This window comes from Mycobacterium yunnanensis, assembly GCF_025823185.1.
GTDB classification, from domain to species: Bacteria; Actinomycetota; Actinomycetes; order Mycobacteriales; family Mycobacteriaceae; genus Mycobacterium; species Mycobacterium yunnanensis.
In genome coordinates, this window is the sequence record NZ_JACKVK010000004.1 from 172,556 (window position 1) to 194,693 (window position 22,138).

Annotated in this window: 19 protein-coding genes and 1 pseudogene; 10 read left to right on the forward strand and 10 right to left on the reverse strand. The window is 67.7% G+C overall.

Annotation, left to right across the window (positions count from 1 at the left end; all coding sequences use genetic code 11):
* The first annotated feature begins 8 nt into the window (after window positions 1-8).
* The 8 genes from H7K45_RS06210 to dctA all read left to right on the forward strand — a co-directional run bounded on the left by H7K45_RS06210 (window position 9) and on the right by dctA (window position 8,476).
* Window positions 9-776 carry an SDR family NAD(P)-dependent oxidoreductase gene (locus H7K45_RS06210; RefSeq protein ID WP_263994906.1) on the forward strand — a complete coding sequence of 256 codons (768 nt, stop codon included), beginning with the start codon at window positions 9-11 and terminating at the stop codon, window positions 774-776.
* Between the two features lie 5 nt (window positions 777-781).
* A complete protein-coding gene (locus H7K45_RS06215) occupies window positions 782-1,828 on the forward strand; it encodes a zinc-dependent alcohol dehydrogenase (protein ID WP_263994907.1) in 1,047 nt (348 codons plus the stop codon).
* On the forward strand, window positions 1,825-3,366 hold the full coding sequence (locus H7K45_RS06220) for a sugar ABC transporter ATP-binding protein (protein WP_263994908.1): 1,542 nt from the start codon (window positions 1,825-1,827) through the stop codon (window positions 3,364-3,366). The genes H7K45_RS06215 and H7K45_RS06220 overlap by 4 nt, the downstream gene beginning before the upstream one ends.
* A complete protein-coding gene (locus H7K45_RS06225; protein WP_263994909.1) occupies window positions 3,363-4,400 on the forward strand; it encodes an ABC transporter permease in 1,038 nt (345 codons plus the stop codon). Before H7K45_RS06220 ends, H7K45_RS06225 begins: the two co-directional genes overlap by 4 nt.
* A gap of 46 nt (window positions 4,401-4,446) precedes the next feature.
* Window positions 4,447-5,496: a substrate-binding domain-containing protein gene (locus H7K45_RS06230; protein WP_263994910.1), complete on the forward strand. Its 1,050-nt coding sequence runs from the start codon at window positions 4,447-4,449 to the stop codon at window positions 5,494-5,496.
* Window positions 5,497-5,535: 39 nt separating this feature from the next.
* Window positions 5,536-6,585, forward strand: a complete 1,050-nt coding sequence (locus H7K45_RS06235; RefSeq protein ID WP_263994911.1) for a substrate-binding domain-containing protein — start codon at window positions 5,536-5,538, stop codon at window positions 6,583-6,585.
* Between the two features lie 93 nt (window positions 6,586-6,678).
* Window positions 6,679-7,032, forward strand: coding sequence for a VOC family protein (locus H7K45_RS06240; RefSeq protein WP_263994912.1), 354 nt, complete (start codon window positions 6,679-6,681; stop codon window positions 7,030-7,032).
* A gap of 67 nt (window positions 7,033-7,099) precedes the next feature.
* On the forward strand, window positions 7,100-8,476 hold the full coding sequence (gene dctA, locus H7K45_RS06245; protein ID WP_263994913.1) for a C4-dicarboxylate transporter DctA: 1,377 nt from the start codon (window positions 7,100-7,102) through the stop codon (window positions 8,474-8,476).
* A gap of 7 nt (window positions 8,477-8,483) precedes the next feature.
* Here the strand turns inward: dctA and H7K45_RS06250 are convergent, their stop codons facing one another.
* From H7K45_RS06250 to H7K45_RS06275, 6 genes and pseudogenes are all read right to left on the reverse strand, one after another.
* Entirely contained in the window at window positions 8,484-11,654 is a 3,171-nt protein-coding gene (locus tag H7K45_RS06250; protein WP_263994914.1) for a helicase HerA domain-containing protein, read from the reverse strand.
* The gene (locus H7K45_RS06255) at window positions 11,654-12,274 is read right to left on the reverse strand and encodes a hypothetical protein (RefSeq protein ID WP_263994915.1); all 621 of its coding nucleotides are present in this window, start codon (window positions 12,272-12,274) and stop codon (window positions 11,654-11,656) included. Before H7K45_RS06255 ends, H7K45_RS06250 begins: the two co-directional genes overlap by 1 nt.
* An 82-nt stretch (window positions 12,275-12,356) precedes the next feature.
* A pseudogene (locus tag H7K45_RS06260) lies at window positions 12,357-13,082 on the reverse strand (DUF72 domain-containing protein).
* Window positions 13,083-13,087: 5 nt separating this feature from the next.
* On the reverse strand, window positions 13,088-13,735 hold the full coding sequence (locus H7K45_RS06265; RefSeq protein WP_263994916.1) for an endonuclease: 648 nt from the start codon (window positions 13,733-13,735) through the stop codon (window positions 13,088-13,090).
* Window positions 13,736-13,773: 38 nt separating this feature from the next.
* Complete coding sequence (locus H7K45_RS06270; RefSeq protein ID WP_263994917.1) at window positions 13,774-14,097, reverse strand: TfoX/Sxy family protein; 324 nt, start codon at window positions 14,095-14,097, stop codon at window positions 13,774-13,776.
* Between the two features lie 12 nt (window positions 14,098-14,109).
* Window positions 14,110-15,132: an LLM class flavin-dependent oxidoreductase gene (locus tag H7K45_RS06275; RefSeq protein ID WP_263994918.1), complete on the reverse strand. Its 1,023-nt coding sequence runs from the start codon at window positions 15,130-15,132 to the stop codon at window positions 14,110-14,112.
* 164 nt (window positions 15,133-15,296) lie between these two features.
* Here H7K45_RS06275 and H7K45_RS06280 point away from each other — a divergent pair, with 164 nt between their 5' ends.
* Entirely contained in the window at window positions 15,297-15,686 is a 390-nt protein-coding gene (locus H7K45_RS06280) for a hypothetical protein (protein WP_263994919.1), read from the forward strand.
* A 25-nt stretch (window positions 15,687-15,711) separates the two neighbouring features.
* Here the strand turns inward: H7K45_RS06280 and lon are convergent, their stop codons facing one another.
* A complete protein-coding gene (gene lon, locus H7K45_RS06285) occupies window positions 15,712-18,036 on the reverse strand; it encodes an endopeptidase La (RefSeq protein ID WP_263994920.1) in 2,325 nt (774 codons plus the stop codon).
* 30 nt (window positions 18,037-18,066) lie between these two features.
* Entirely contained in the window at window positions 18,067-18,729 is a 663-nt protein-coding gene (locus H7K45_RS06290; RefSeq protein WP_263994921.1) for a VC0807 family protein, read from the reverse strand.
* Between the two features lie 88 nt (window positions 18,730-18,817).
* On the opposite strand from H7K45_RS06290, the gene H7K45_RS06295 reads away from it, so the two are divergent.
* Entirely contained in the window at window positions 18,818-19,765 is a 948-nt protein-coding gene (locus tag H7K45_RS06295) for an NADP-dependent oxidoreductase (RefSeq protein ID WP_263995087.1), read from the forward strand.
* A gap of 22 nt (window positions 19,766-19,787) precedes the next feature.
* Here the strand turns inward: H7K45_RS06295 and H7K45_RS06300 are convergent, their stop codons facing one another.
* Both H7K45_RS06300 and H7K45_RS06305 read right to left on the reverse strand, forming a co-directional pair.
* Window positions 19,788-20,801, reverse strand: a complete 1,014-nt coding sequence (locus tag H7K45_RS06300) for a hemolysin family protein (protein WP_263994922.1) — start codon at window positions 20,799-20,801, stop codon at window positions 19,788-19,790.
* Window positions 20,794-22,137, reverse strand: coding sequence for a hemolysin family protein (locus H7K45_RS06305; RefSeq protein ID WP_263994923.1), 1,344 nt, complete (start codon window positions 22,135-22,137; stop codon window positions 20,794-20,796). The genes H7K45_RS06300 and H7K45_RS06305 overlap by 8 nt, the downstream gene beginning before the upstream one ends.
* Between the last annotated feature and the right edge of the window lies 1 nt (window position 22,138).

Sequence of the window (22,138 nt, forward strand, 5' to 3'; positions counted from 1 at the left end):
GTTCTCTCGTGACCAAGCGTTCTCCATTCGACCTGACCGGGCGCACCGCCCTGGTGACCGGCGGCAACCAGGGCCTCGGACGTGCGTTCGCCTTCGGCCTGGCCGACGCGGGTGCCACCGTCGCCATCGCCGGTCGCAGCGCCGAACGCAACGACCAGGTCGTCGCCGAAGCCGCCGCCGAAGGCCACACGATGCACCCCATCACCGCCGACATCACCAAGTCGGCCGACGTGGAACGCATGACCGCCGAGGCGATCGAGGCGCTCGGACACGTCGACGTGCTGGTCAACAACGCCGGCACCTGCTACCACGCCGAGTCCTGGGACGTCACCGAGCAGCAGTGGGACGACGTGTTCGACCTGAACGTCAAGGCGCTGTGGGCCTGCTCCCTGGCCGTCGGAGCCCACATGCGCGAGCGCGGATCCGGTTCGGTGGTCAACATCGGGTCGATGTCGGGGCTCATCGTGAACCGTCCGCAGATGCAACCCGCGTACAACGCGTCCAAGGCGGCGGTACACCACCTCACCAAATCGCTTGCCGCCGAATGGGGCCCGTTGAACATTCGAGTCAACGCGGTGGCCCCGGGCTACTGCAAGACTGAGATGGCGCCGGTGGACCGGCCCGATCTGAAGCGCTACTGGATCGACGACGCCCCGCAGCAGCGGTACGCGATGCCCGAGGAGATCGCGCCGAGCGTGGTATTCCTGGCCAGTGACGCCGCGTCGTTCATCACCGGGTCGGTGTTGGTCGCCGACGGCGGGTACACCGCATGGTGAGCCCGGTGGCCCCCGGCGTGAATCGGCGCGTCGTCGTCAACGCGATCGACGACGTCGTCTTCGAGACCGTGACCGAAACCGGTCCCGCGGCAGGCGAGGTGCGCATTCGCGGCACCGTCGTCGGCATCTGCGGATCCGACACGCACGCCGCGTGCGGGCACCACCCGTTCATCGACCTGCCCTATCGACCCGGCCACGAGGTCATCGGTGTCGTCGACGCGGTGGGCGACGGTGTCGAGGATTCGTGGGTCGGAACCCGCGTCGTCGTCGAGCCCAACCTCGCCTGCGGGCACTGCACGCAGTGTCGTGCCGGCCGGTACAACATCTGCCGGGAACTCCTGGTGCTGGGGTGCCAGACCCCCGGTGGGCTGGCCGACAGCTTCACCGTTGCCGTCGACCGGGTGATCGCCCTGGACCCCGAGCTCGACGACGACCGCGCGATCCTCATCGAACCGTTGGCCACGCCGGTGCACGCCGTGCGCCGCGCCGGCGAGACGGTGGGCGATCTGCGCGACCGTCCGGTCGTAGTGATCGGCGCAGGCCCGATCGGACTGTTCGTCCTGTTGGCGCTGCGCGACGCGGGCGCGAAGGTCGTCGTGGCCGATCTGCTGGACTCCAAGCGCGAGCGCGCCGAACGTCTCGGCGCCGCAGGCACGTTCGACCCCACGGCCCCGGACGCGGTCTCCTCCGCGCTGGCGCTGCTCGGCGGACCCGCCGCGGTGGTCGTCGACTGCGTGGCCAGGGAGAGTTCGGTGGCCCAGGCGATCGAACTGGTCGACAAGGGCGGGGCCGTCATGGTCGTCGGCGTGGCGGCGGGTGCCGTGCCGGTGCGGTTGGATCTCATCCAGGATCGCGAGATCGCCCTCATCGGCAGTCTGATGTACGTCCGCGAGGATTACCTCGCCGCAATGGACCTGCTGGCCTCCGGTGCCGTCCCCGTCGACGAGATCATCACGGCGAGATACGAGTTCGAGCAGTCTGCCGAGGCGTTCAGTGCTTCGATGGACCCGGAGAACGTCAAGGTGCTCGTCCAATTGGGAAGTAGATCATGAGTTCAGCCATCCTCGAATGTGCCGAGATCACCAAGAGTTTCGGTGGGGTCCCGGTTCTGAAGGGCATCACGTTGGACCTGCAGCCGGGGACGGTCACCGCCCTGGCCGGGGAGAACGGTGCAGGCAAGTCGACGCTGATGAAGATCGTCAGCGGCCAGTACAGCGCCGACGGCGGATCGGTGACGGTGTCGGGAAACGCTCTGGTTCCTGGGAACCCGCGTGATGCCGTCCGGCACGGCGTGGCGATCGTCCCGCAGGAGCTGGCGTCCATCGAGGACATGACGGTCTACGAGAACCTGTTCGTCGGACGCGAGATCAAGGCCGGACCGTTTCTGAACCGCAAGGCGATGATCGGCGAGGCGAAGGAAGCGTTGGCGGTCTTCGGCGTCGACATCTCGCCGACCGCGCGCATGGGTAGCCTGCCCGTCGGCCTGCGGCAGATCGTCGAGATCGTGAAGGCCGCCCGCACCGGTGCGCAGGTCGTGATGCTCGACGAGCCGACCTCCGCCATCTCCGAACGCGAGGTCGAGGGCCTGTACGGCATCGTGCGGCGGCTGCGCGAACACGGCGTCGCGATGGTGTACACCACGCACAAGATGGCCGAGATCCGCGCGATCGCCGACCGCGTCGTGGTGCTTCGCGACGGCGGGCTGATCCTGGACAAGCCTCTCGCCGACGTCTCCGACGACGACATCGTGACCGCCATGATCGGCCGGGAACTCGACGCGCTGTTCCCCGAACGGGTGGCACCGAAGACCGACGCCGTGCTCGAAGTGCGCGACCTCCACGTCGACGGTGCCTCCGAGCCCGTGTCGTTCTCGGTGGGTTCTGGGGAGATCGTCGGTCTGGCCGGTTTGGTCGGGGCGGGGCGAACTGAGCTGCTGGAGGCCATCTTCGGAGCTCGGCACACCAGCTCCGGTGAGGTCGTCGTGCGCGGCAAGTCGGTCAAGCGCAACTCCCCGGCAGCGGCGATCACCGCGGGAATGGCGATGGTGCCCGAGGATCGCAAGATCAACGGCGTCGTGCTGTCCATGAGCGTCCTCGACAACGGATCGCTGCCAAGACTGTCGTCGTTCAGCGTTGCCGGATGGTTGCGTGGCAAGACCCGCACCAGCGCCGTGTCCGAGGTGATGAAGTCCGTCCGGTTGCGTAGCAGCGGGATGGGCCAACTCGTCGGCACGCTCTCGGGCGGCAACCAGCAGAAGGTGGTGCTGGCACGCTGGCTGACCGGTGACGTCAACGTACTGCTGCTCGACGAGCCCACCCGCGGGGTGGACGTCGGGGCGCGCAGCGAGATCTACCGCATCATCACCGAATTCGCCGAAGCAGGTATGGCGGTGCTGATGGCGTCGTCGGACATGCCGGAGATCATCGGACTGTCCCATCGCGCGTTCGTCATGCGCGAGGGCCGATTCGTCGGCGAGCTCGACCGCGACGCCCTCGACCATCCGGCGGTGCAGGAATCCGTGTTCCGGATGGCGACTGCGCTCGACGGACCCACACACGTCCCACATCCCGACCCGGAGGAAGAATCGTGACCACCCCAGTCGACACCGACACGACCCCGGAGCCGTCAGGCACACCGGTCGTCACGTCGCCGATCACGGGGGAGCCCGTGCGGCTGTTCTCCCGCGAGTGGATCGGCGGCATCGCCCTGCGCTACTCGATGGTCATCATCATGCTGTTGGTGATCGCCTACTTCAGCTACCGCAGTGCGCGTTTCGGCACCGTGGACAACCTGCTCACCATCCTGGTGGCGGCCGCTCCGTTCGCGCTGATCGCACTGGGGCAGACCTTGGTCGTGCTGACCGGTGGCATCGACCTGTCGGTCGGCTCGGTGATCGCGGTGTCCGCCATGGCGGGTGCGGCGACCGCGAAGGCCAACCCGGGTCAGGTCTGGATGACCGTGGGCGTGGCCATGCTCGTCGGTCTGGCGGTCGGATCGCTGAACGGAATCATGGTGTCGCGCATCAACGTGCCACCGTTCATCGCGACCCTGGGTACGTTGACGGCGGGGTCGGGTCTGGCCTACGTCATCGGCGGCGGCGCACCCATCAACGGTCTGCCCGCCGAGTTCGGTTCCATCGCCAACACCAAGATCATGGGTCTGACCATCCCCGTGCTGGTCATGATCATCGGCATCATCGTGTTGGCCGTCGTCATGAAGCGGACCACGTACGGCATGCGCGTGTACGCCGTCGGCGGCAACCGCAACGCCGCCGAGATCGCCGGCATCAACGCCAAGAACGTGTTGTTCAGCGTGTACGCCCTGTCCGGTCTGCTGGCGGGGATCTCCGGGGTCATGCTGGCCTCCCGCGTCATCTCGGGGCCGCCCAACCTGGGCCAGGGCTACGAGCTCGACGCCATCGCCGCGGTCGTCATCGGTGGCGCCAGCCTGATGGGCGGTCGGGGCACCATCTGGGGAACGGTGCTGGGCCTGTTCATCATTCAGACGCTGAACAACGGTTTGGACATCCTCGTCGTGCCGGCGTACTGGCAGGACGTGATCAAGGGGGTGCTGATCGTCGCAGCGGTTGCCGTCGACGTGTGGTCCACCCGTCGGCGAACGTGATCCATCCCCGTCAACCGATCGACCCAACGAAGAAGAGAGAGAACAGATGAGACTGACAACGAAGTTCGTCGCCATCGCCTCGGCAGGGGCACTGGCGTTGGGCATGACCGCGTGCGGCGCGGGGGACACCGAGTCCAAGAGCGGCAAGACGCGGATCGGCGTCTCGGTGTACGACATGAGCTCGTTCATCACCGCGGGCAAGGAGGGGATGGACCAGTACGCCAAGGACAACGACATCGAATTGGTCTGGAACTCGGCCAATCTCGACGTCTCCACCCAGGCCAACCAGGTCGACCAGATGATCAACCAGGGCGTCGCCGCGATCATCGTGGTTCCCGTGCAAGCCGATTCGCTTGCCCCGCAGGTGGCCTCGGCCAAGGCCAAGGGTATCCCGCTCGTCCCGGTCAACGCCGCGCTGAACAGCAAGGACATCGCCGCCAACGTCCAGCCCGACGACGTCAAGGCCGGTGAGCAGGAAATGCAGATGATGGCCGACAAGCTCGGCGGCAAGGGCAACATCGTCGTGCTGCAGGGTCCGCTCGGCCAGTCCGGTGAACTGGACCGCACCAAGGGCATTCAGAACGTCCTCGCCAAGTACCCGGACATCAAGGTGCTGGCGATGGACACCGCCAACTGGAAGCGCGACGAAGCCGTCAACAAGACGAAGAACTGGATCTCCGGTTTCGGACCGCAGATCACCGGGGTGGTCGCCGAGAACGACGACATGGGTCTCGGTGCGCTGCAAGCGTTGAAGGAAGCCGGGCGCACCGGGGTGCCGATCGTGGGCATCGACGGCATCGAGGACGGTCTCAACGCCGTCAAGAGCGGCGAGTTCATCGGCACGTCGCTGCAGAACGGCACCGTCGAACTGTCCGCGGGCCTGGCCGTGGCCAATGCGCTGGCCAAGAAGGAACAGGTCAACACCAACCCGGTCTACATCATGCCGGCGATCACCCAGGCGAACGTCGACGTGGCCATCGAGCACGTCGTCACCAAGCGCGCCGACTTCCTGGCCGGTCTCTCGGAACTGACCAAGAAGAACCTCGAGACGGGCGACATCGCCTACGAGGGCATCCCGGGCCAGAAGCAGCCCTGAACCAACCACTCCACCGATCACAGAAGAGAAAGCGAATAGATGAGACTGACCACCAAGTTGGGCGTCGTGGCCTCGGCAGGCCTGCTGGCACTGGGCATGACCGCCTGTGGGGCGGGTGACACCGACGCCAACAGCGGCACCACCAAGATCGGTGTCACGGTGTACGACATGAGCTCGTTCATCACCGCGGGCAAGGAGGGCATGGACACCTATGCCAAGGCCAACAACATCGAGTTGGTGTGGAACTCGGCCAACAACGACGTGTCCACCCAGGCCAGCCAGGTCGACTCCCTGATCAACCAGGGTGTCAAGGCCATCATCGTCGTTCCGGTGCAAGCGGATTCGCTCGGGCCGCAGATCGCGTCGGCGAAGGCCAAGAACATTCCGTTGCTGGCCGTCAACGCCGCACTCGACAGCCCGGACCTCGCGGGCAACGTGCAGCCCGACGACGTGGCAGCCGGTGCCCAGGAGATGCAGATGATGGCCGACCGCCTCGGCGGCAAGGGCAACATCGTCATCCTGCAGGGCCCGCTGGGTGGCTCCGGTGAGATCAACCGCGGCAAGGGCATCGACCAGGTGCTGGCCAAGTACCCGGACATCAAGGTCCTGGCCAAGGACACCGCCAACTGGAAGCGTGACGAAGCGGTCAACAAGATGAAGAACTGGATCTCCAGCTTCGGACCGCAGATCAACGGCGTCGTATCCCAGAACGACGACATGGGCCTGGGTGCACTTCAGGCGCTGAAGGAAGCCAACCGCACCGACGTCCCCATCGTCGGCATCGACGGCATCGAGGACGGCCTCAACGCCGTCAAGAGCGGCGAATTCATCGGCACCTCACTGCAAAACGGCACCGTGGAGCTGTCCGCGGGCCTGGCCGTGGCCAACGCGCTGGTCAAGGGCGAAGAGGTCAACAAGGCGCCGGTCTACGTGATGCCCGCCATCACCAAGGACAACGTCGACGTCGCGATCCAGCACGTCGTCACCGAGCGGCAGAAGTTCCTCGACGGACTGGGCGAGCTGACGGCCCAGAACCTCAAGACCGGCGACATCGCCTACGAGGGCATTCCGGGACAGAAGCAGCCGTAGCACGCAGCGACGAGACGGGGCCGGCCACACACGTGGCCGGCCCCGTTCGTCGTCCGCCGATGAGTTCGGTCGGCCGTCGTGGTCTGATTCGACATGACCTTCCAACACGTGCTCGCCGTCGTCCCCGTCACCACCCTGGGCGCGGCGAAGGACTTCTACGAGAAGCTGTTCGGCCGCGCACCGGACAACGAACCCATGCCGGTGCTCGCCGAATGGCAGGTGGTACCCGGCGGCTGGCTGCAGGTCTTCGTCGACTCCGAGCGCGCTGGCTCCGGCCTGGTGAACTTCGCCGTGGACGACATCGCGGCCCACGTCGCCGAGGCCGAGGATCGCGGGCTGGAGCCCGGTGACGTCGAGGTCGTGAACAAGGGCGTCGAGTTGGCGACGCTGACGGACCCAGACGGCAACCTGATCCGCCTCATCGGCAACTTCCGCGTGGAGTACTGACTCCTTCGTAGCGTCGCCGTTACGCGCGTCTCATCGTCACGACACGTGGTCGACGTATCCATTGTCGATGACCGACTACCCGCAAGCCATGACCGGCGAGGTGGACACCCCGGCGAGATCGCGGTGGTACACGTCGCTGTTCACCCAACTCTTGGTCGCCATCGTCGCCGGCATCCTGGTGGGCTGGCTCTGGCCCGCATTCGGTGCCGATCTCAAGCCGATCGCCGACGCCTTCATCAAGCTGATCAAGATGCTGATCGCGCCGATCATCTTCTGCACCGTGGTGATCGGGATCGCCCACGTCGGCGATCTCAAGTCGGTGGGTCGCATCGGCGTCAAGGCCCTCGTCTACTTCGAGGTCGTCACCACCTTCGCGCTGTTGTTCGGGTTGGTGATCGCCAACGTCGTCAAGCCAGGGGCCGGCTTCGACATCGATCCTCAGACCTTGGCCTCCGGGGCCGACGCGGTCGCCAAGAAGACCGGCAGCGGCGAACTGCCCCACACCGTGGAGTTCCTGCTCAACATCATTCCCACGTCGGTGTTCTCGGCCTTCGCCGAGAACCAACTGCTGCAGGTCCTCTTCTTCGCGGTGCTCTTCGGTTTGGCCCTCGCGAAGTTCGGTGAGCACGGTCCGCCGGTGGTGTTCGAGCTGATCGAACACCTCAGCAGCCTGCTGTTCACCATCATCGGGTGGATCATGAAGCTGGCGCCGCTGGCCGCCTTCGGTGCGATGGCCTACATCATCGGCCAGTACGGCATCTCGTCGTTGGGCAGCTACGCCAAACTGATCGGCGCCTGCTACCTCGGGGCTGCTCTGTTCATCTTGGTGCTGGGGGCCATCGTGTGGTTCGTTGCAGGTGTCAACCTGTGGCGCTTCGTGGTCTACATCAAGGACGAGCTGTTCCTCGCCTTGGGAACTGCCTCCACCGAAGTGGTGCTGCCACGCATCATGGACAAATTGATCTTCGCCGGATGCTCCAGGACGACAACGGGTTTGGTGGTACCGACGGGCTATTCGTTCAACCTCGACGGTGCCACGCTGTACCTGTCGATCTGTGTTCTCTTCCTCGCCCAGGCGCTTGGCGTCGACCTCAGCCTTGGCGAGCAGATCACGGCGGTGCTGGTGCTCATGCTGACCTCCAAGGGAATGGCCGGCGTCCCGGGATCGTCGTTCCTGGCACTGTCGGCGACCGTCGCCGCCATCGGGCACGGTGCCATTCCGGTGGCCGCGGTCGCCCTGCTCCTCGGCGCCGACCGGATCATGGATTCCATGCGGGTGTCGGTAAACCTGCTCGGCAACTGCGTGGCGACCATCGTGGTGGCACGCTGGGAGGGCCAGTTGGACTCCGTGCGCATGAGCGCGGTGCTCCGGGGGGACGTGACCGAACCCGTTGAGGCAGAAGAGCTTCCCGACGTCCCCGAGGTCGAGGTGTCGTCCCGCTGACGTGTCGTCAGCTCTTCGGCTCCAGCGGACGACGCGCCAACTCGAGGACTTCCTCGGTGGTGAGCGGACTGTTCGGGTGCTGCGACAGGCACCACGGCGTCGTGATCCTCTGGAACGCCGTGCCTTCGAGCGCAGCGTAGAAGTTTCCCGCCCGCAACCTGCTGATGTCGGGCACCAGGCCACCCTTCACCCGCGCCATCTCCTTGGCGACGGCGATCTGAACGGGCGCGTTGAGCAGTCCGAACAGTTGGGTCGCCGCATTGCCGGGAATATTGGGGTTGAGCCCGCGCGGCGCCTGGGTGGCGTACACCAACCCCAGGCCGTACTTGCGGGCCTGCGACGACAGCGCCAACGTGCTGCGGGTCGCCACCGTGGTGCGGCCCGAGGGCGCGAAGTTCTGCGCCTCGTCCATCACCAGCAGACCACCCAGCGGTCGGTCACCCGCCGGATTTCTCTTGATCCACGCGAACAACGCCATCTGCAGCTGATTCACGAACCCTTCGCGCTGCGTCCCCTCGGACAGCCCGACCATGCTGATCACCGACACCCTGGCGCGGTAGCCAGGCGACGGGGTCAGCAGCGACCCCGGATCGGCCGAGGCGCCGTCGCCGCCGAACAGCGGGTCGTTGACCATGGCGGCCCGCAGGTTTTGGCTCAGCTCCGCCGCTCGGTCCCGGGCGTTGGCGATGACGCTGACGCCGTCCGGTAGATCGGCGAGCGCGGCCAGGAATCCGGTCAGCGTGGGCGACGGCCGTCGGCCGTACCACTGAAGTGCCTCGCGGAGCACCGCCCGCGATTGGTTGGCCTTGGGGGTCTTACCCGCGATGTGAGCATGCGGTTCCATTGCGGCGAAGGCAGATTCGACTGCCTCGTTGAATTCGTCGTGATCGTCGACGACACTGGCGAAGTCGGGCAGCGGTTGAAACGACAGCGGTCGCCCCGCGGAGCGACGCGGCGTCCACACCACCACCTCGGTGTTGTCGAAATAGTCCGCGGCCAGCGCCGAGTCCGACGCCCGCCACCCGCTGGGGTGTTCGGTCCACGGCACGCCGAGCCGCGCCAGATCGTTGTTGGGGTCCAGCACGATCGACGACACCCCGCGCAGCGCGCACTCCTCGACGAGCCGGCGAATCAACACCGTCTTGCCGGATCCGGATCCGGCGAAGATCGCCGTGTGCTTGCGAAGGGCGAGCAACTCGACCCCGAGCGGTCGTCCCGTGGCGTCGTCGGTGCCGAGCGGGATGGCCGTCGCGCTGACGTGCTCGACCGGGGTGGCCGTCGACGACCGCTTGGCCCACGGTGCCGGTCGAGGCTCGGGCTCCGGCTCGGAATCCGTTGTCACCTCTGGTATCTCGGCCGAGTCCGGACCCGCTTCGTCACCGAGCGCATCGCGCAGGAACGCCAGCCCATGTGCCGGCTTGCGCGCCCGCAGCCATTCCACCAGCTCGGCGTCGTCGTCGTCGATGAGGTCACGTAACGCGGACAACGTCCGAAGGTCGTCGTCGGACAGGGCGATCGTGCGGCCACCGGACTCCTCGAAGGAGCTGACCACCTCGGCGGTCTTCGCACCGCCCGGCCAGGGGGTGTTCCGAAGCAGGAACAACCGGCGCTTGTCCAGGTTGGTGCCGAAACCGGCTGCGACACGAGCGTTCTTGATCCGGTTCTGCACCGCGATCGCGTTCGGGCTCGCAATTGCCCGAAACGCCCAGTGCAATTCGTCGTCGGTGGCGGTGTCCAGGGTCTGCCTGAGCCGGCCGTGCAGCCGCACCTGCTTGCCAGGCGGTGGGTCGAGCGCGAAGATCTGATCGGCGTCGCCGCGCTCGGCGATCCAGGCATCCAGCGCCGCCGACAGGAGAGCCGGCACCGTGGTGTCCTCTCCCTCGGGATCCAGTGCCGCCGCCCCGACCGCGCGTCGTCGGTAATCGGCGAACCGTCGGTCGAGATCTGAGGCCTGCGCCGGCGTCGCGTCGTCGTCACGCGGCGCCGGCGCGGCGGATTCACCGAGGTGCGCGAGTTCCTCGACCTCACCGCGGTCGAGGCAGGCGCGGACGTGGGCGTCGGCACGCTGAAGGAGTCGACGTGGGGTGTACGCGGGAGCGTCCTCGAAGGCCGACGGCAAGATCGGCCAACTGGGATACGGCGGGGTGAAGTCGACCGACCGGTAGCTCGCCGTGAACCGACGCTCCAGAATCGCCCGGCCGATGTCGGCATTGGGCAATTCCTTCAAGGGGGCGGTCTCGCGGAACCGGTCTGCCACCGTGGCCGTCGCCCCCGACCGGATCGACTCCCAGACCGACGGCAGGCAGGCGACGACCTCCGCGGTGCGGCGCATCGTCTCGCGGAGCGACATGAGCCCGTGCGCGACGTGCTCGAGGTCGCGGTTGTCCGAGGCGCCGTCGTCGCGGGCCGCCGTCGACGTGGCGGACTGCGCCAGCAGGGTGTCGATCTGGTCGACGGCCATGACAGACGGCCCGGCCAGGGCGACCAGCCGGGAGATGTCGCGCACGCACTCCTGCGGGGTCAACGTGGACACCCCGATCGACCAGTGCCTGCGGCCGGTGTCGTCGACGTCCTCCGCGGAGTTGAGGTAGGCCTGCCCGATGTCCTGCACGCCGAGATCGTCGGCGCCGAGCAAGGTGAGGGCGCGCAGGGTGTGCTGCGTCTGGCGGACGGTCTGCGGCGCCGCCTTGTGCAGGGCGTTGACAAAGGTGCCAAGCACCTCCGGCGTCAGCTCGTCCTCCCCGGACACGGCGCGGCGGTCGGCGCGCGACACGTGGGCGACCGACGCCAACTGCCACAGCAACTCCTTGAGTTGCGTCTCACGGTTCTGTGCCGGACGGCCGAGGCTCTCCAGGATGCTGCTCCGCGTGGACTCCCAGAAGCTCGTCGCGTCGAGCAGTTGCAACAGGAAGAAGAACCCGCCGCTTGACTGCACCCGCTCCCGGACTTGGCCCAGCAGATGCGTCTTGCCGGAACCGGCGGTGCCGCGGACCACCACGCCCAGCGGGCTCGACTCCGGGTGCCGCTCGGCGTCGGCGAAGGCGTCCATCACCTGCTCGAGCGCCTCGTCGTGGACGCCGGGCACGTGGAAGGCGCCCTGGGCGTGCCACAGATCGTCGGCCGACGGCGCGAAGGACAGGCGAAGGGACTTCAGGGCGTCCCGGGGCGCGGGGTCCATCACGACTCGATCGCGATCAGGTGCCGCGCCCGGTTGCCGATCTCGACCGCGGCGGCGCGGTCGCGATCGGTCAGGGTCTTTTGGTTCTCCTCGGGGATGAGGCTGACGTCCGGCTTGCGCTGCATCTGCGTCAGCGCGGCGTCCAACTCGGACTTCGACACGTCGGGCAATTCGGCGCGCAGACGCACCAGGTCCACCCAGCCGCCCGCCCGAGCGGCCAACCTGACGTAGGCGGCGCGGACCTGGGACTCGACGTCGACTGTGTCGTCCAGCGCGACGAAGACGTCCGCGGGGGCGAGGTCCTCCCGATCGAGATAGCGGCGCAGCGCACCGAGCACCGTGTAGAGCGCCTTGCCCTGACCGGAGGCACGTTCGGGCGTCTCGGTGCCGATGACGGCCGCGCACGTCGCCCATCCCCGGTCGGTCAGGTCCAGCGTGATCGCCGGCTTCGTCGCGGTGATCTCGACCAAACCCTTCTCGATCAGGCGTTCCCGACTGGGTTTGTCCAATTTGGGCCCCAGGACGGCGAGTTCGGGGTTGCGGACGGGTCGCGCTTGGGCCATCAGAACCAGCAGCACGGCCTGCTCGGTGCCGGTGAGTTCGTCGGGGGCGACGCTCAACTCGGATTCCCTTCGTTGGTGAAGCGCGGCACGGCGAAGCCGTCGAGGGTCAAGCCATTCTGTCCTACCCGCCGCGCGGCGGTCAGATCAGCAGCTCGCGCAGCCGCGTCGCGTTGCGCACCGCGTGGCCACCCAGATCGTTGTTGAAGTACACGACCACGCGTCGACTCTGCTCGTGCCATTCGCCGATGCGGTCGGCCCACCAGCGCAAGTCGTCGTCGGTGTAGGAGCCGTCGTAGAGGTTCTCGCCACCGGGCCCGTGCAGCCTGACGTAGACCAGATCCGAGGTCGCCCGCAGGACGCACGGCAGGTGGGCGCCGCTCATCACGACGTACGCGGCACCGTACTGCGCCAGCAACTCGTAGACCGGTTCGGCGTCCCAGGAGGGATGGCGCAATTCGAACGCCACCCGGATGTCGCGGGGCACCTGCCGAAGGAAGGCCTCCAGCCGACCGTCGTCGCGCTGCATCTGCGGATGCAATTGGATCAAGATCGCCTCGTGCTTGTCGCCAAGGGCGTCCCAGCACCGGCGGATGCGGTCGATCCACTCCTCGGGCGACGCCAGCCGCCGGTAATGGCTGAGCCCGCGGTGCACCTTGACCGCCATGGTGAAACCCTCGGGCAACCGCTCCCGCCACCCCGCGAACGTCGCGTCCTTGGGCTAGCGGTAGAAGCTGGCGTTGAGCTCGACGGTGTCGAAGACCTCGACGTAGCGGGCCAGTCGCCGCGCGACGGGCAGGCCGGGCCGGTAGAGCACGTCCGCCCAATGGTCGTAGGACCAACCGGAGGTGCCGATCCGGACCGCCATGTCGGTCAGCCGGTCACCGACGCCAGCAGGTCGTCGTCGAGGGACGCCCGCACCAGGGCCGCGGCGAACTCGGCGTCACGACCCGTGGCGAGCGTGCTCAACTCCTGAGGATCGGTCGGCAGCCCGAGCCGGCGGGCGGCGTCGCGCGCCCGTTGGTCGTAGTGGGGCCGCACCCACGTCCACGTGTGCTGCACCTCGCGAAGGAAGATGTCCGATCCGACCGCGCCGATGCCCTTGAAGCGCTGCAGCAGTGACGCGGCCTCGGCCGGATCGCCGTCGGCGGCGTCGGCGAGGTTGCGAAGGTCGTCTCGGTACTCGTCGTGAACGGTCTGAGCCATCTCGGTCAGTCGCGTCGCGGAACTCTCGTCGTAGCGGGCGTAGCCGGCGCGGCCGAAGGCGTCGATCATGGTCCGGCGATCGGCGTCGCGAACGGCCTCGGGCGTGCGCAGGCCGGCGTGAAACACTTCGCGGGCCGCGGTGACGGCGATGCCCGCGTCGATCGGCTTGCTGGCGAGCATGCACAGAACGAGAAGTTCGAACAGCGGCATCGGGGTGTCCTTCAGCGCGATGCCGGCCTCGGCGGCGTAGGTGGTCCCGGCCTCCTTCAGCAGCCGCGTGGCGATGTCGGCGGGGCGGGAGTCGTCGAGCGCCATGGCTTGGGCATACCCGAGAGGGTGGTCGACAAACGCCGCTACTTGGCAGGCAGGCCGGCGGCGTAGTGGGTGCCGCGCTCCACCCAGGAGCGCAGTTGGCGCGTGGTCGTCAGCCCCTCGGTGCCCACCCGGATCCAGCCGCGCGTCTCCCGCCCGGCCATCACCATCGGCTCGACGTGCTTGCGGGCCAGCAGCGCGTCGGTGTCCTCGGCGGGAACGCGCACCATCAGCCCGCCCTGGCCGCTCACGCAGACGGCCATGTTGCCACCGACCATGAAGGCCAAGCCGCCGAACATCCGCCGCTCCTCGGCGCCGCCGACGAGCTCACGGACGCGGTTCGCCAGGTCCTCGTCGTAGGCCATGGGTCAAGGTTCTCACGCCGTGGGCGTCCAGCCCAGCCGTGGCCCAAGGCGTTCGGCGAGGTCGGTGACGATCTGACGGTAGTCGGCCTCCTCGAACGAGAAGGGCAGGGCGACGGCCATCTCGTCGGCGCGCTGGAACCCGGCGTGTTCGAAGAGCTGGTCGGCCAGTTCGTCGGAGGTGCCGACGTAGTCGGGCGAGAACAGCATCCGGCGCGGGCCCTGCGGGGACGTGGTCCGGTCGAAGCGGCTGGCCGCATACTCTCGGTAGCGACGGATCTGGTCGTCGGTGGCCGAGTCGGTGGGAATGATCACCAATCCTTGTGACACTCGGGCACTTTCGGGTCGAGGGTGGTGGGCGCGGTAGGCGTCGATCTGTTCCCCCTGGATGGTGGCGAAGTCACGGGACTCCGTGCCCTCGGTGCTGACCACCGAGCTCGTCAGGTAGTTGACACCTTGGTCACCAGCCCATTTCGCCGATTCGAGGCCGCCGCCGTACCAGACGCGGTCGGCCAGGCCGGGAGAGTGCGGCTGCACGCGGCGGGTGAAGCGTTCGATGCCGACGACGCCTTCGAAGTCGCTGACGGGCTCGCCACGCAGGGCGCGCAGCAGGCGCAGCACCCGTTCCTTGGAGAAGTCCTCGACGTCGTGGGTGTCGGGGTAGAGCGCGGTCTTGTAGTGGTCGTACATCATCGGCGTGCCCACCGAGACACCAGGGTTGACGCGACCACCGGAGAGCACGTCGACCGTGGCGAGGTCCTCGGCGAGACGGAAGGGATTTTCCAGGCCCAGCGGGATGACGGCGGTGCCCAGCTCGATGCGCGAGGTGCGCTGGCTCGCGGCGGCCATGATCGCCACGGGGCTCGAGATGCCCGGTTGGAGATGTCGATCGCGCAGCCAGACGCTGTCGAAACCCAGTGCCTCGGCGCGTTCGATCACCTCGAGCGTCTCTTCGATGCCCGGGCCGGGGTTGGCGTCGTCGAACCGGCCGATGGTGAGGAATCCGAGCTTGCGCAACGGTTCTCCGCGTCTGGGCACGAGGTCTCCTTGGGGGCGGGGTGGTGGGTTGGTCGGCGGGGTGGGGTGGTGGTCGTCATCGGGTGATGACGTTCGTCAATTCTTGGTGACGGTGTGTAGCGCGGTGGTGGTTCGGTCTGGCGTCACACCGCAATGGTGTCAGACCCCCGTCGCATACTGCGATCGTGACGGCACCGACACCCTGGTGGGAAAACGACCCCGAACTGGAGGAGATCCGCAGGCGAACGGCCGAGCAATTCGGAATCGACTTGGACGCAGCCAGATCCGCCGAGCCAGGGGATTCCGACGGCTTCGACGACCTCGAGGATCTTCTGGTCGTCGAGGACGAGCCCGAGGACCCCGACCCGGTCATGGTCGAATTCCTCGTCGGCCGCTGCCGAGCGGAACTCGGGGTAGCCCGTGACGTCCTCGCCGACGCCAAGATGCGTTACGACGCAGCGGTACTCGGGGCTCGCGCGGCGGGGTACTCGTGGGGTGAGATCGGCAACGTTCTTGGCGTCTCGAAACAACAGCTGCACCGCCGGTTCCGCACACGACAGCGGGGCCGACCGTAGTCGACCCCGCTGCACATGCCACCGGTCAGGCCGCCGCGACCGTAGCCGCCTCCGCCGCAGGCTCCAACGCCTGGGCGACGATGTCGGCCACGTCGGTCATTGGCTTGACCTCCAGTGCGGCGAGCACCTCGGCAGGGACGTCGTCCAGATCGGCCTCGTTGCGGGCCGGGATGAACACCGTCTTAAGACCGTTGCGCTGCGCAGCGAGCAGCTTCTGCTTCACCCCGCCGATCGGGAGCACCCGACCGTTCAGCGTGACCTCGCCGGTCATGCCGACGTCACCGCGGACCTTGCGCCCGGTGGCCATCGACACCAGTGCCGTGACCATCGTGACGCCCGCCGACGGGCCGTCCTTCGGCACCGCACCCGCCGGGAAGTGCACGTGGATCTGACGATCCAGCGCAGCGCGGTCGACGCCCAACTGCTCGGCGTGGGCCTTGACGTAGGACAGCGCGATCTGCGCCGACTCCTTCATCACGTCACCCAGCTGGCCGGTCAACTGCAGACCGGCGTCACCGGAATTCGAGTTGGCCTCGATGAAGAGCACGTCACCACCCAGACCGGTGACCGCCAGGCCGGTAGCCACGCCGGGCACCGCGGTGCGCTCCTCGGACTCCGGCGTGAAGCGCGGACGGCCAAGGTAGCCAACGAGATCCGGCTCGTCGATCACCAGCTTGGTCGGGTCGGCGGCCAACTTCGTGGTCGCCTTGCGCAACGCCTTGGCCAGCAGTCGCTCGAACTGACGCATGCCGGGCTCGCGGGTGTAGTCCGCGGCGATCTTGCGGAGCGCCTCGTCGGTCACCGTCACCTCGTCGGCGGTCAGCGCCGCGCGGTCCCGCTGCCGAGGCAGTAGGAAGTCACGTGCGATGGCGACCTTGTCGTCCTCGGTGTAGCCGTCGATCTGCACCAGTTCCATGCGGTCCAGCAGGGCCGACGGGATGTTCTCGATGACGTTGGCCGTCGCGAGGAACACGACGTCGGACAGGTCGAGGTCGAGATCGAGGTAGTGGTCGCGGAACGTGTGGTTCTGCGCTGGGTCCAGCACCTCGAGCAGCGCCGCGCTCGGATCGCCACGGTAGTCCGAGCCCACCTTGTCGATCTCGTCGAGCAGGATGACGGGGTTCATCGACCCCGCCTCGCCGATGGCCCGGACCAGCCGGCCGGGCAGCGCGCCGACGTAAGTCCGCCGATGCCCGCGGATCTCGGCCTCGTCACGCACGCCACCGAGCGCGACGCGAACGAACTTGCGGCCCAACGCCCGTGCCACCGATTCACCCAGTGACGTCTTGCCGACACCGGGAGGACCGGCCAGCACCATCACCGCGCCGGAACCCCGGCCGCCGACGACCTGCAGACCCCGCTGGGTGCGACGGGCACGCACGGCCAGGTACTCCACGATGCGATCCTTGACGTCGTCGAGCCCGTGGTGGTCGGCATCCAGGATCTCGCGGGCCGACGCCAGGTCGGTGGAGTCCTCAGTCGACACATTCCACGGCAGGTCCAAGACGGTGTCCAACCAGGTCCGGATCCAGCCGCCCTCGGGGCTCTGGTCGCTCGAGCGCTCCAGCTTGCCGACCTCGCGCAGTGCGGCCTCGCGCACCTTCTCGGGCAGATCCGCCGCCTCGACCCGGGCGCGGTAGTCATCGGAACCCTCGGGCTCGCCCTCGCCGAGCTCCTTGCGAATCGCGGCCAGTTGCTGGCGCAGCAGGAATTCCTTCTGCGTCTTCTCCATGCCGCTGCGCACGTCGTCGGCGATCTTGTCGTTGACCTCGGTCTCGGCCAGGTGTGCGGCCGTCACGTCGATCAGCAGCCGCAGGCGCTGCGCCACGTCCTCGGTCTCCAAGAGCTCGCGCTTCTGGACGTCGGTCAGGTACGAGGCGTACCCGGCGGTGTCGGCCAACGCCGACGGGTCGGTGATCTTGTTGACCACGTCGACGATCTGCCACGCCTCGCGGCGCTGCAGCATCGCCAGCAGCAGTTTCTTGTACTCAGCGGTCAACGCCTTGGTCTCGTCGGTGATCTCGGGCTCGGTGGCTTCGTCCACCAAGACCCAGAGTGCGGCGCCGGGCCCGGTGGTGCCGGAGCCGATGTGGGCGCGCTTCTCACCGCGGATCACCGCGGCGGCACCTCCGCCGGGAACGCGGCCCACCTGCACGATCGAGGCGATGACGCCGTACGTGGGGTAGCGGTCCTCCAGCCGGGGCGCGATGAGCAGCTTGCCGCTCTCACTTGCCTGGGCGGCGTCGACCGCGGCGCGTGCGGCTTCGTCGAGTTCGATCGGGACGACCATTCCTGGCAGGACGATCGGCTCGCTGACGAAGAGCACGGGTACTGCGATGTTTTCAGACATCAGACTCCTTCAAAGTTCAGCCTGATGCGCTCAACTATGGGGCGAGTCGGTTTGTTCCCTCGTGCTAGGCGCTGGACCCGCGGCCGCCGCGGCCCGGCGGCCGATCACGACGGTCGCCAGCACCAGGAGGCCGATGACCGGCAGGGTGATGGCCGAGTTCACGCCGTTGGCGGCGTCGACCGACAGCCGGGAGATGACCACGAGCCGGATGGCGACCTCGATCAGCAGTCCGACTCCCCACATCGCCGAGAGCAGAACGTGCACACGCCGTCTCCGGCGGGCCTCTTCCGGGGTGGGTGCAGCTTCGTCGGCAGGACGGAAGCGCTCGCCGACGACCTGGGTCAGCGGGGTTCCGACGACGCAGCTGCCGAGGAACAGCAGCCCGCCGATTCCGTTGACGAGCGTGTTGCCGATCAGGATGAGCTTGGGATTGGTGGTGGCCAGTCCGACGGCAAGGCTCAGGCCAAAGGTGAGAAGGAGGTAGACGGCGAAGGGGTCCAGCCGGCGACTCTTGACCACGCCGTAGACGACCCGAACTCCAGAGAGGACCGTCGCCGAGAGCAACGCGGCGTATTCCGAGACGCCCATGGCGCGTAACCCGTAGTAGGCGACCAACGGTGGTGCCACGTCGAGCAGGATCGTCTGGAACAGCGGACGCATCGACCGACGCTGCGCCGGGGCCGGTTGGCTCACGGCGGCCACCATATGTACGTCACCTGGAGACTGGCTGGGAGGGAATAGACCCGGAGGCCGACCCGTCGTAGCTACCGTGACCGAGACCATGATGAGGGCAGTTCGTTTCGACGAGTACGGCGACGTCGACGTGTTGGACGTACGTGACGTCCCGCGTCCCGTACCGACGGGTGGCGAGGTACTCGTCGAGGTGAAGGCAGCCGGCGTCAATCCCGGCGAGGCGATGATCCGCCAGGGACTCCTGCACGACCGATATCCGGCCACGTTTCCCTCCGGAGAGGGCAGTGATCTCGCCGGTGTCGTCGTCGAGTTGAGCACCGGCGCATCGGGTTTCGCGGTGGGGGACGAGGTGCTGGGATTCTCGTTCGGACGCTCCAGCCATGCCGAGTTCGTGGCGGTCCCTGCCGAACAGTTGACGCGCAAACCCGCCGAGGTGTCCTGGGAGGCGGCGGGCGGCCTCTACGTCGCGGGGTCGACGGCCTTTGCCGCCGTCCGGTCGGTGAACCTGACCGCGGGCGACGTGGTCGCCGTATCCGCGGCCGCGGGCGGCGTTGGCACCCTCGCCGTCCAGCTCGCCGTTCAGACGGGTGCAACGGTTCTCGGCATCGCCGGACCCGCCAACCACGACTGGCTGGCCGACCATGGCGTCGTCCCGGTCAACTACGGAGACGGTCTGGCAGACCGGCTCCGGAAAGCGGCGTCCTCCGAAGCGGCGGGCCGGGTCGACGCCTTCGTCGACCTGTTCGGCGGCGGGTACGTGAAAATGGCGGTCGAAGAGCTCGGCGTCACGCCCGAACGGGTCGACACCGTCATCGACTTCGCCGCCGTCGAGCAGTACGGGGTCAAGGTCGAGGGCAGTGCGGTGGCCTCGACCGCAGAAGTGCTCGCCGAATTGGCCGGCCAGATTGCCACCGGTGACCTGGAGGTCCCCATTGCCGGAGTGTTCCCGCTCGAGGACGTCCGCGAGGCGTATCGGACGCTCGAGCAACGACATTCGCGCGGGAAGATCGTCCTGGTCACCGGCGGGCGGCCGTAGCCGACGAGCCGGGGCCGGCGACTCAGGCGGCGTGTGGCTCGGGAAGAAGCCGCGCGAGGAGGTCGGTCAACGTCACGAGCCCGAGCTCGCGACCGTCGCCGTTGAACACGATGGCGACGTGCGTCCTGGCCTCGCGCATGGTGCTCAGCGCCGCGTAGACGGGCGTCGCGGCCTCGAGCCGCAAGGCCGGTCGCATCAGGGTGGTCGCCGTCGCGTCCGGCGGAGCCGTCAGGGTGTCGCGGACGTGGACCACGCCGACCGCGTCGACGCCGTCCCGGACGATCAGGCGCATGTGGCCGGACAGCCGGGACGCCTCGCGAACGTCGAGAGCGCTCGCCCGGGGGGAGACCTCGGCGGGGTCACGACCGACGTCGACGATGTCGCCGACCCGGACCCCGTGCAGCCGCAGGGCGCCGCTCAACCCGAGGTGATGGTGTGAGTCGAGGGTGCCTGCCGTAGCCGAGTGCTCCACCAGATGTCTTAGGGTCTCGGGGTCCTGGCCGGTCGAGACGTGGTCGACCGGGTCGACGCCGACGCGTCGCAGACACCAGTTGGCGACGTGGTTGAGCCCGACGATGACCGGCCGTGTCACCCACATGAAGGCCCGCATGGGGAGCGCCAGCAGCACCGCCGACCGCTCGGGGTGGGCGATGGCCCACGACTTCGGTGCCATTTCGCCGACCACCAGGTGCAGGAAGGTGACGATGACCAACGCCAGTACGAACCCGCCGACGTCGGCCACCCATGACGGTGCACCCCACGATGCGATCGCCGGGGTCAGCCAGTCGTGGACGGCTGGTTTGGTCACCGCGCCGAGTAGCAGGGTGCAGACGGTGATGCCCAGCTGGGAACCGGCGAGAAGGACCGACAGCTCCGACGAGCTTCGCAGCGCGGCCCTAGCCGAACGGCTTTGCGTCGCAAGGTCTTCCAGGCGATGCCGCCGGGCGGCGATCAAGGCGAACTCCACTGCGACGAAGAAGGCGCTGGCGGCGATCAGACCGGCGGACACGAGCACGATCACGGTGAGGTCATTCATGGCGTCGTCCCGTCGTCGACGTGGTCTCGGACTTCTGTTCGATGGAGACGAATAGCTCTGCCGGAACGTGTCTTTCGACGGCGCGAACCTCGGCGATCAGGATGTCCGACGAGCCGTCGTGGGCACGAATCTCGACGACGTCACCTACCGCTGGAAGTCCGCCGAATCGTTCCACCACCAGGCCGGCGAGGGTCTCGGCGTCGCGTCGGCGCAGGTCGACCGCGAGCATCCGACACACTTCGTCCAGGTGCGCCTGTCCTCCGACGTGCCACCCGCCGTCGACCCGGACGATGTCCTGGTGCGGGGGATCGTGTTCGTCGGCAATCTCACCGACGAGCTCCTCGGCCATGTCCTCCACGGTCACGATTCCGGCAAAACCACCGTATTCGTCGATCACCAGCGCCATCTCCTCGTCGGCGTCGACCAACCTGGCCTGCACGGCCGTCAACGGCAGCGACGCGGGCACGATCACCGCGGGCCGGCAATGGGATTCGACGGTGTCCTGCGGCGGAGCGCCGAGGAGGTCTTGCAACCTGACCACCCCCAGGAGGTCGTCGGTGGAGCTACCGATGACGGGGTAGCGGCTGTGACCCGTCGCCATCGTGGCCAGCACGTCGGCGACGGACTCGCCCGCGCCGACCACGTCGGTCAACGCGCGCGGCACCATCGCGTGTTCGGCGGTGCGGGTGGGGAAGTCGAGGACCCGGTCGAGCAGGGTGGACAGTTCGGCGGGCAGATCGCCGGAGCGCCGGGACTCGGCCACAATGTGCGCCAGGTCGCGCGGAGTGGCGGCGTGCTCGACGTCGTGTACCGGCTCGATGCGCAAGAGTCGCAACAGCGCATTGGACGCTGCGTCGAAGATCGAGATCAACCAGCCGAACGCCGCGAGATAGAGAGTGGTCGACCGGGCCAGCCAGCGGGCCACCGGTGCCGGTCGGGCGATGGCCAGGTTCTTGGGGAACAACTCGCCGAACACCATCTGCACGACCGTCGAGAACACAACGGCCACAACGGCTCCCGCAGCGACGGACCATCCGCGGGGAACGTCCCCGCCGATGAGGGCGGCGATGCTGCCGCCGATGAGCGGCTCGGCGACGTAGCCGACCAGCAAACCGGTCACCGTGATGCCGAGCTGGGCGCCGGACAGCATGAACGAGGTACGACGGGTCACCGCGAGAGCTCGCGTCGCAGCGCCGTCACCGGCCTCGGCGCGGGCCTTCAGCTGCGACCGGTCGACGGCCATGTAGGCGAATTCCTGGGCGACGAAGTAACCGGTGAGCGCCGTGATCGCCAGTACGACCAGCACTCCGACGGCCAGGGTAAGGGCGGCGGTCACG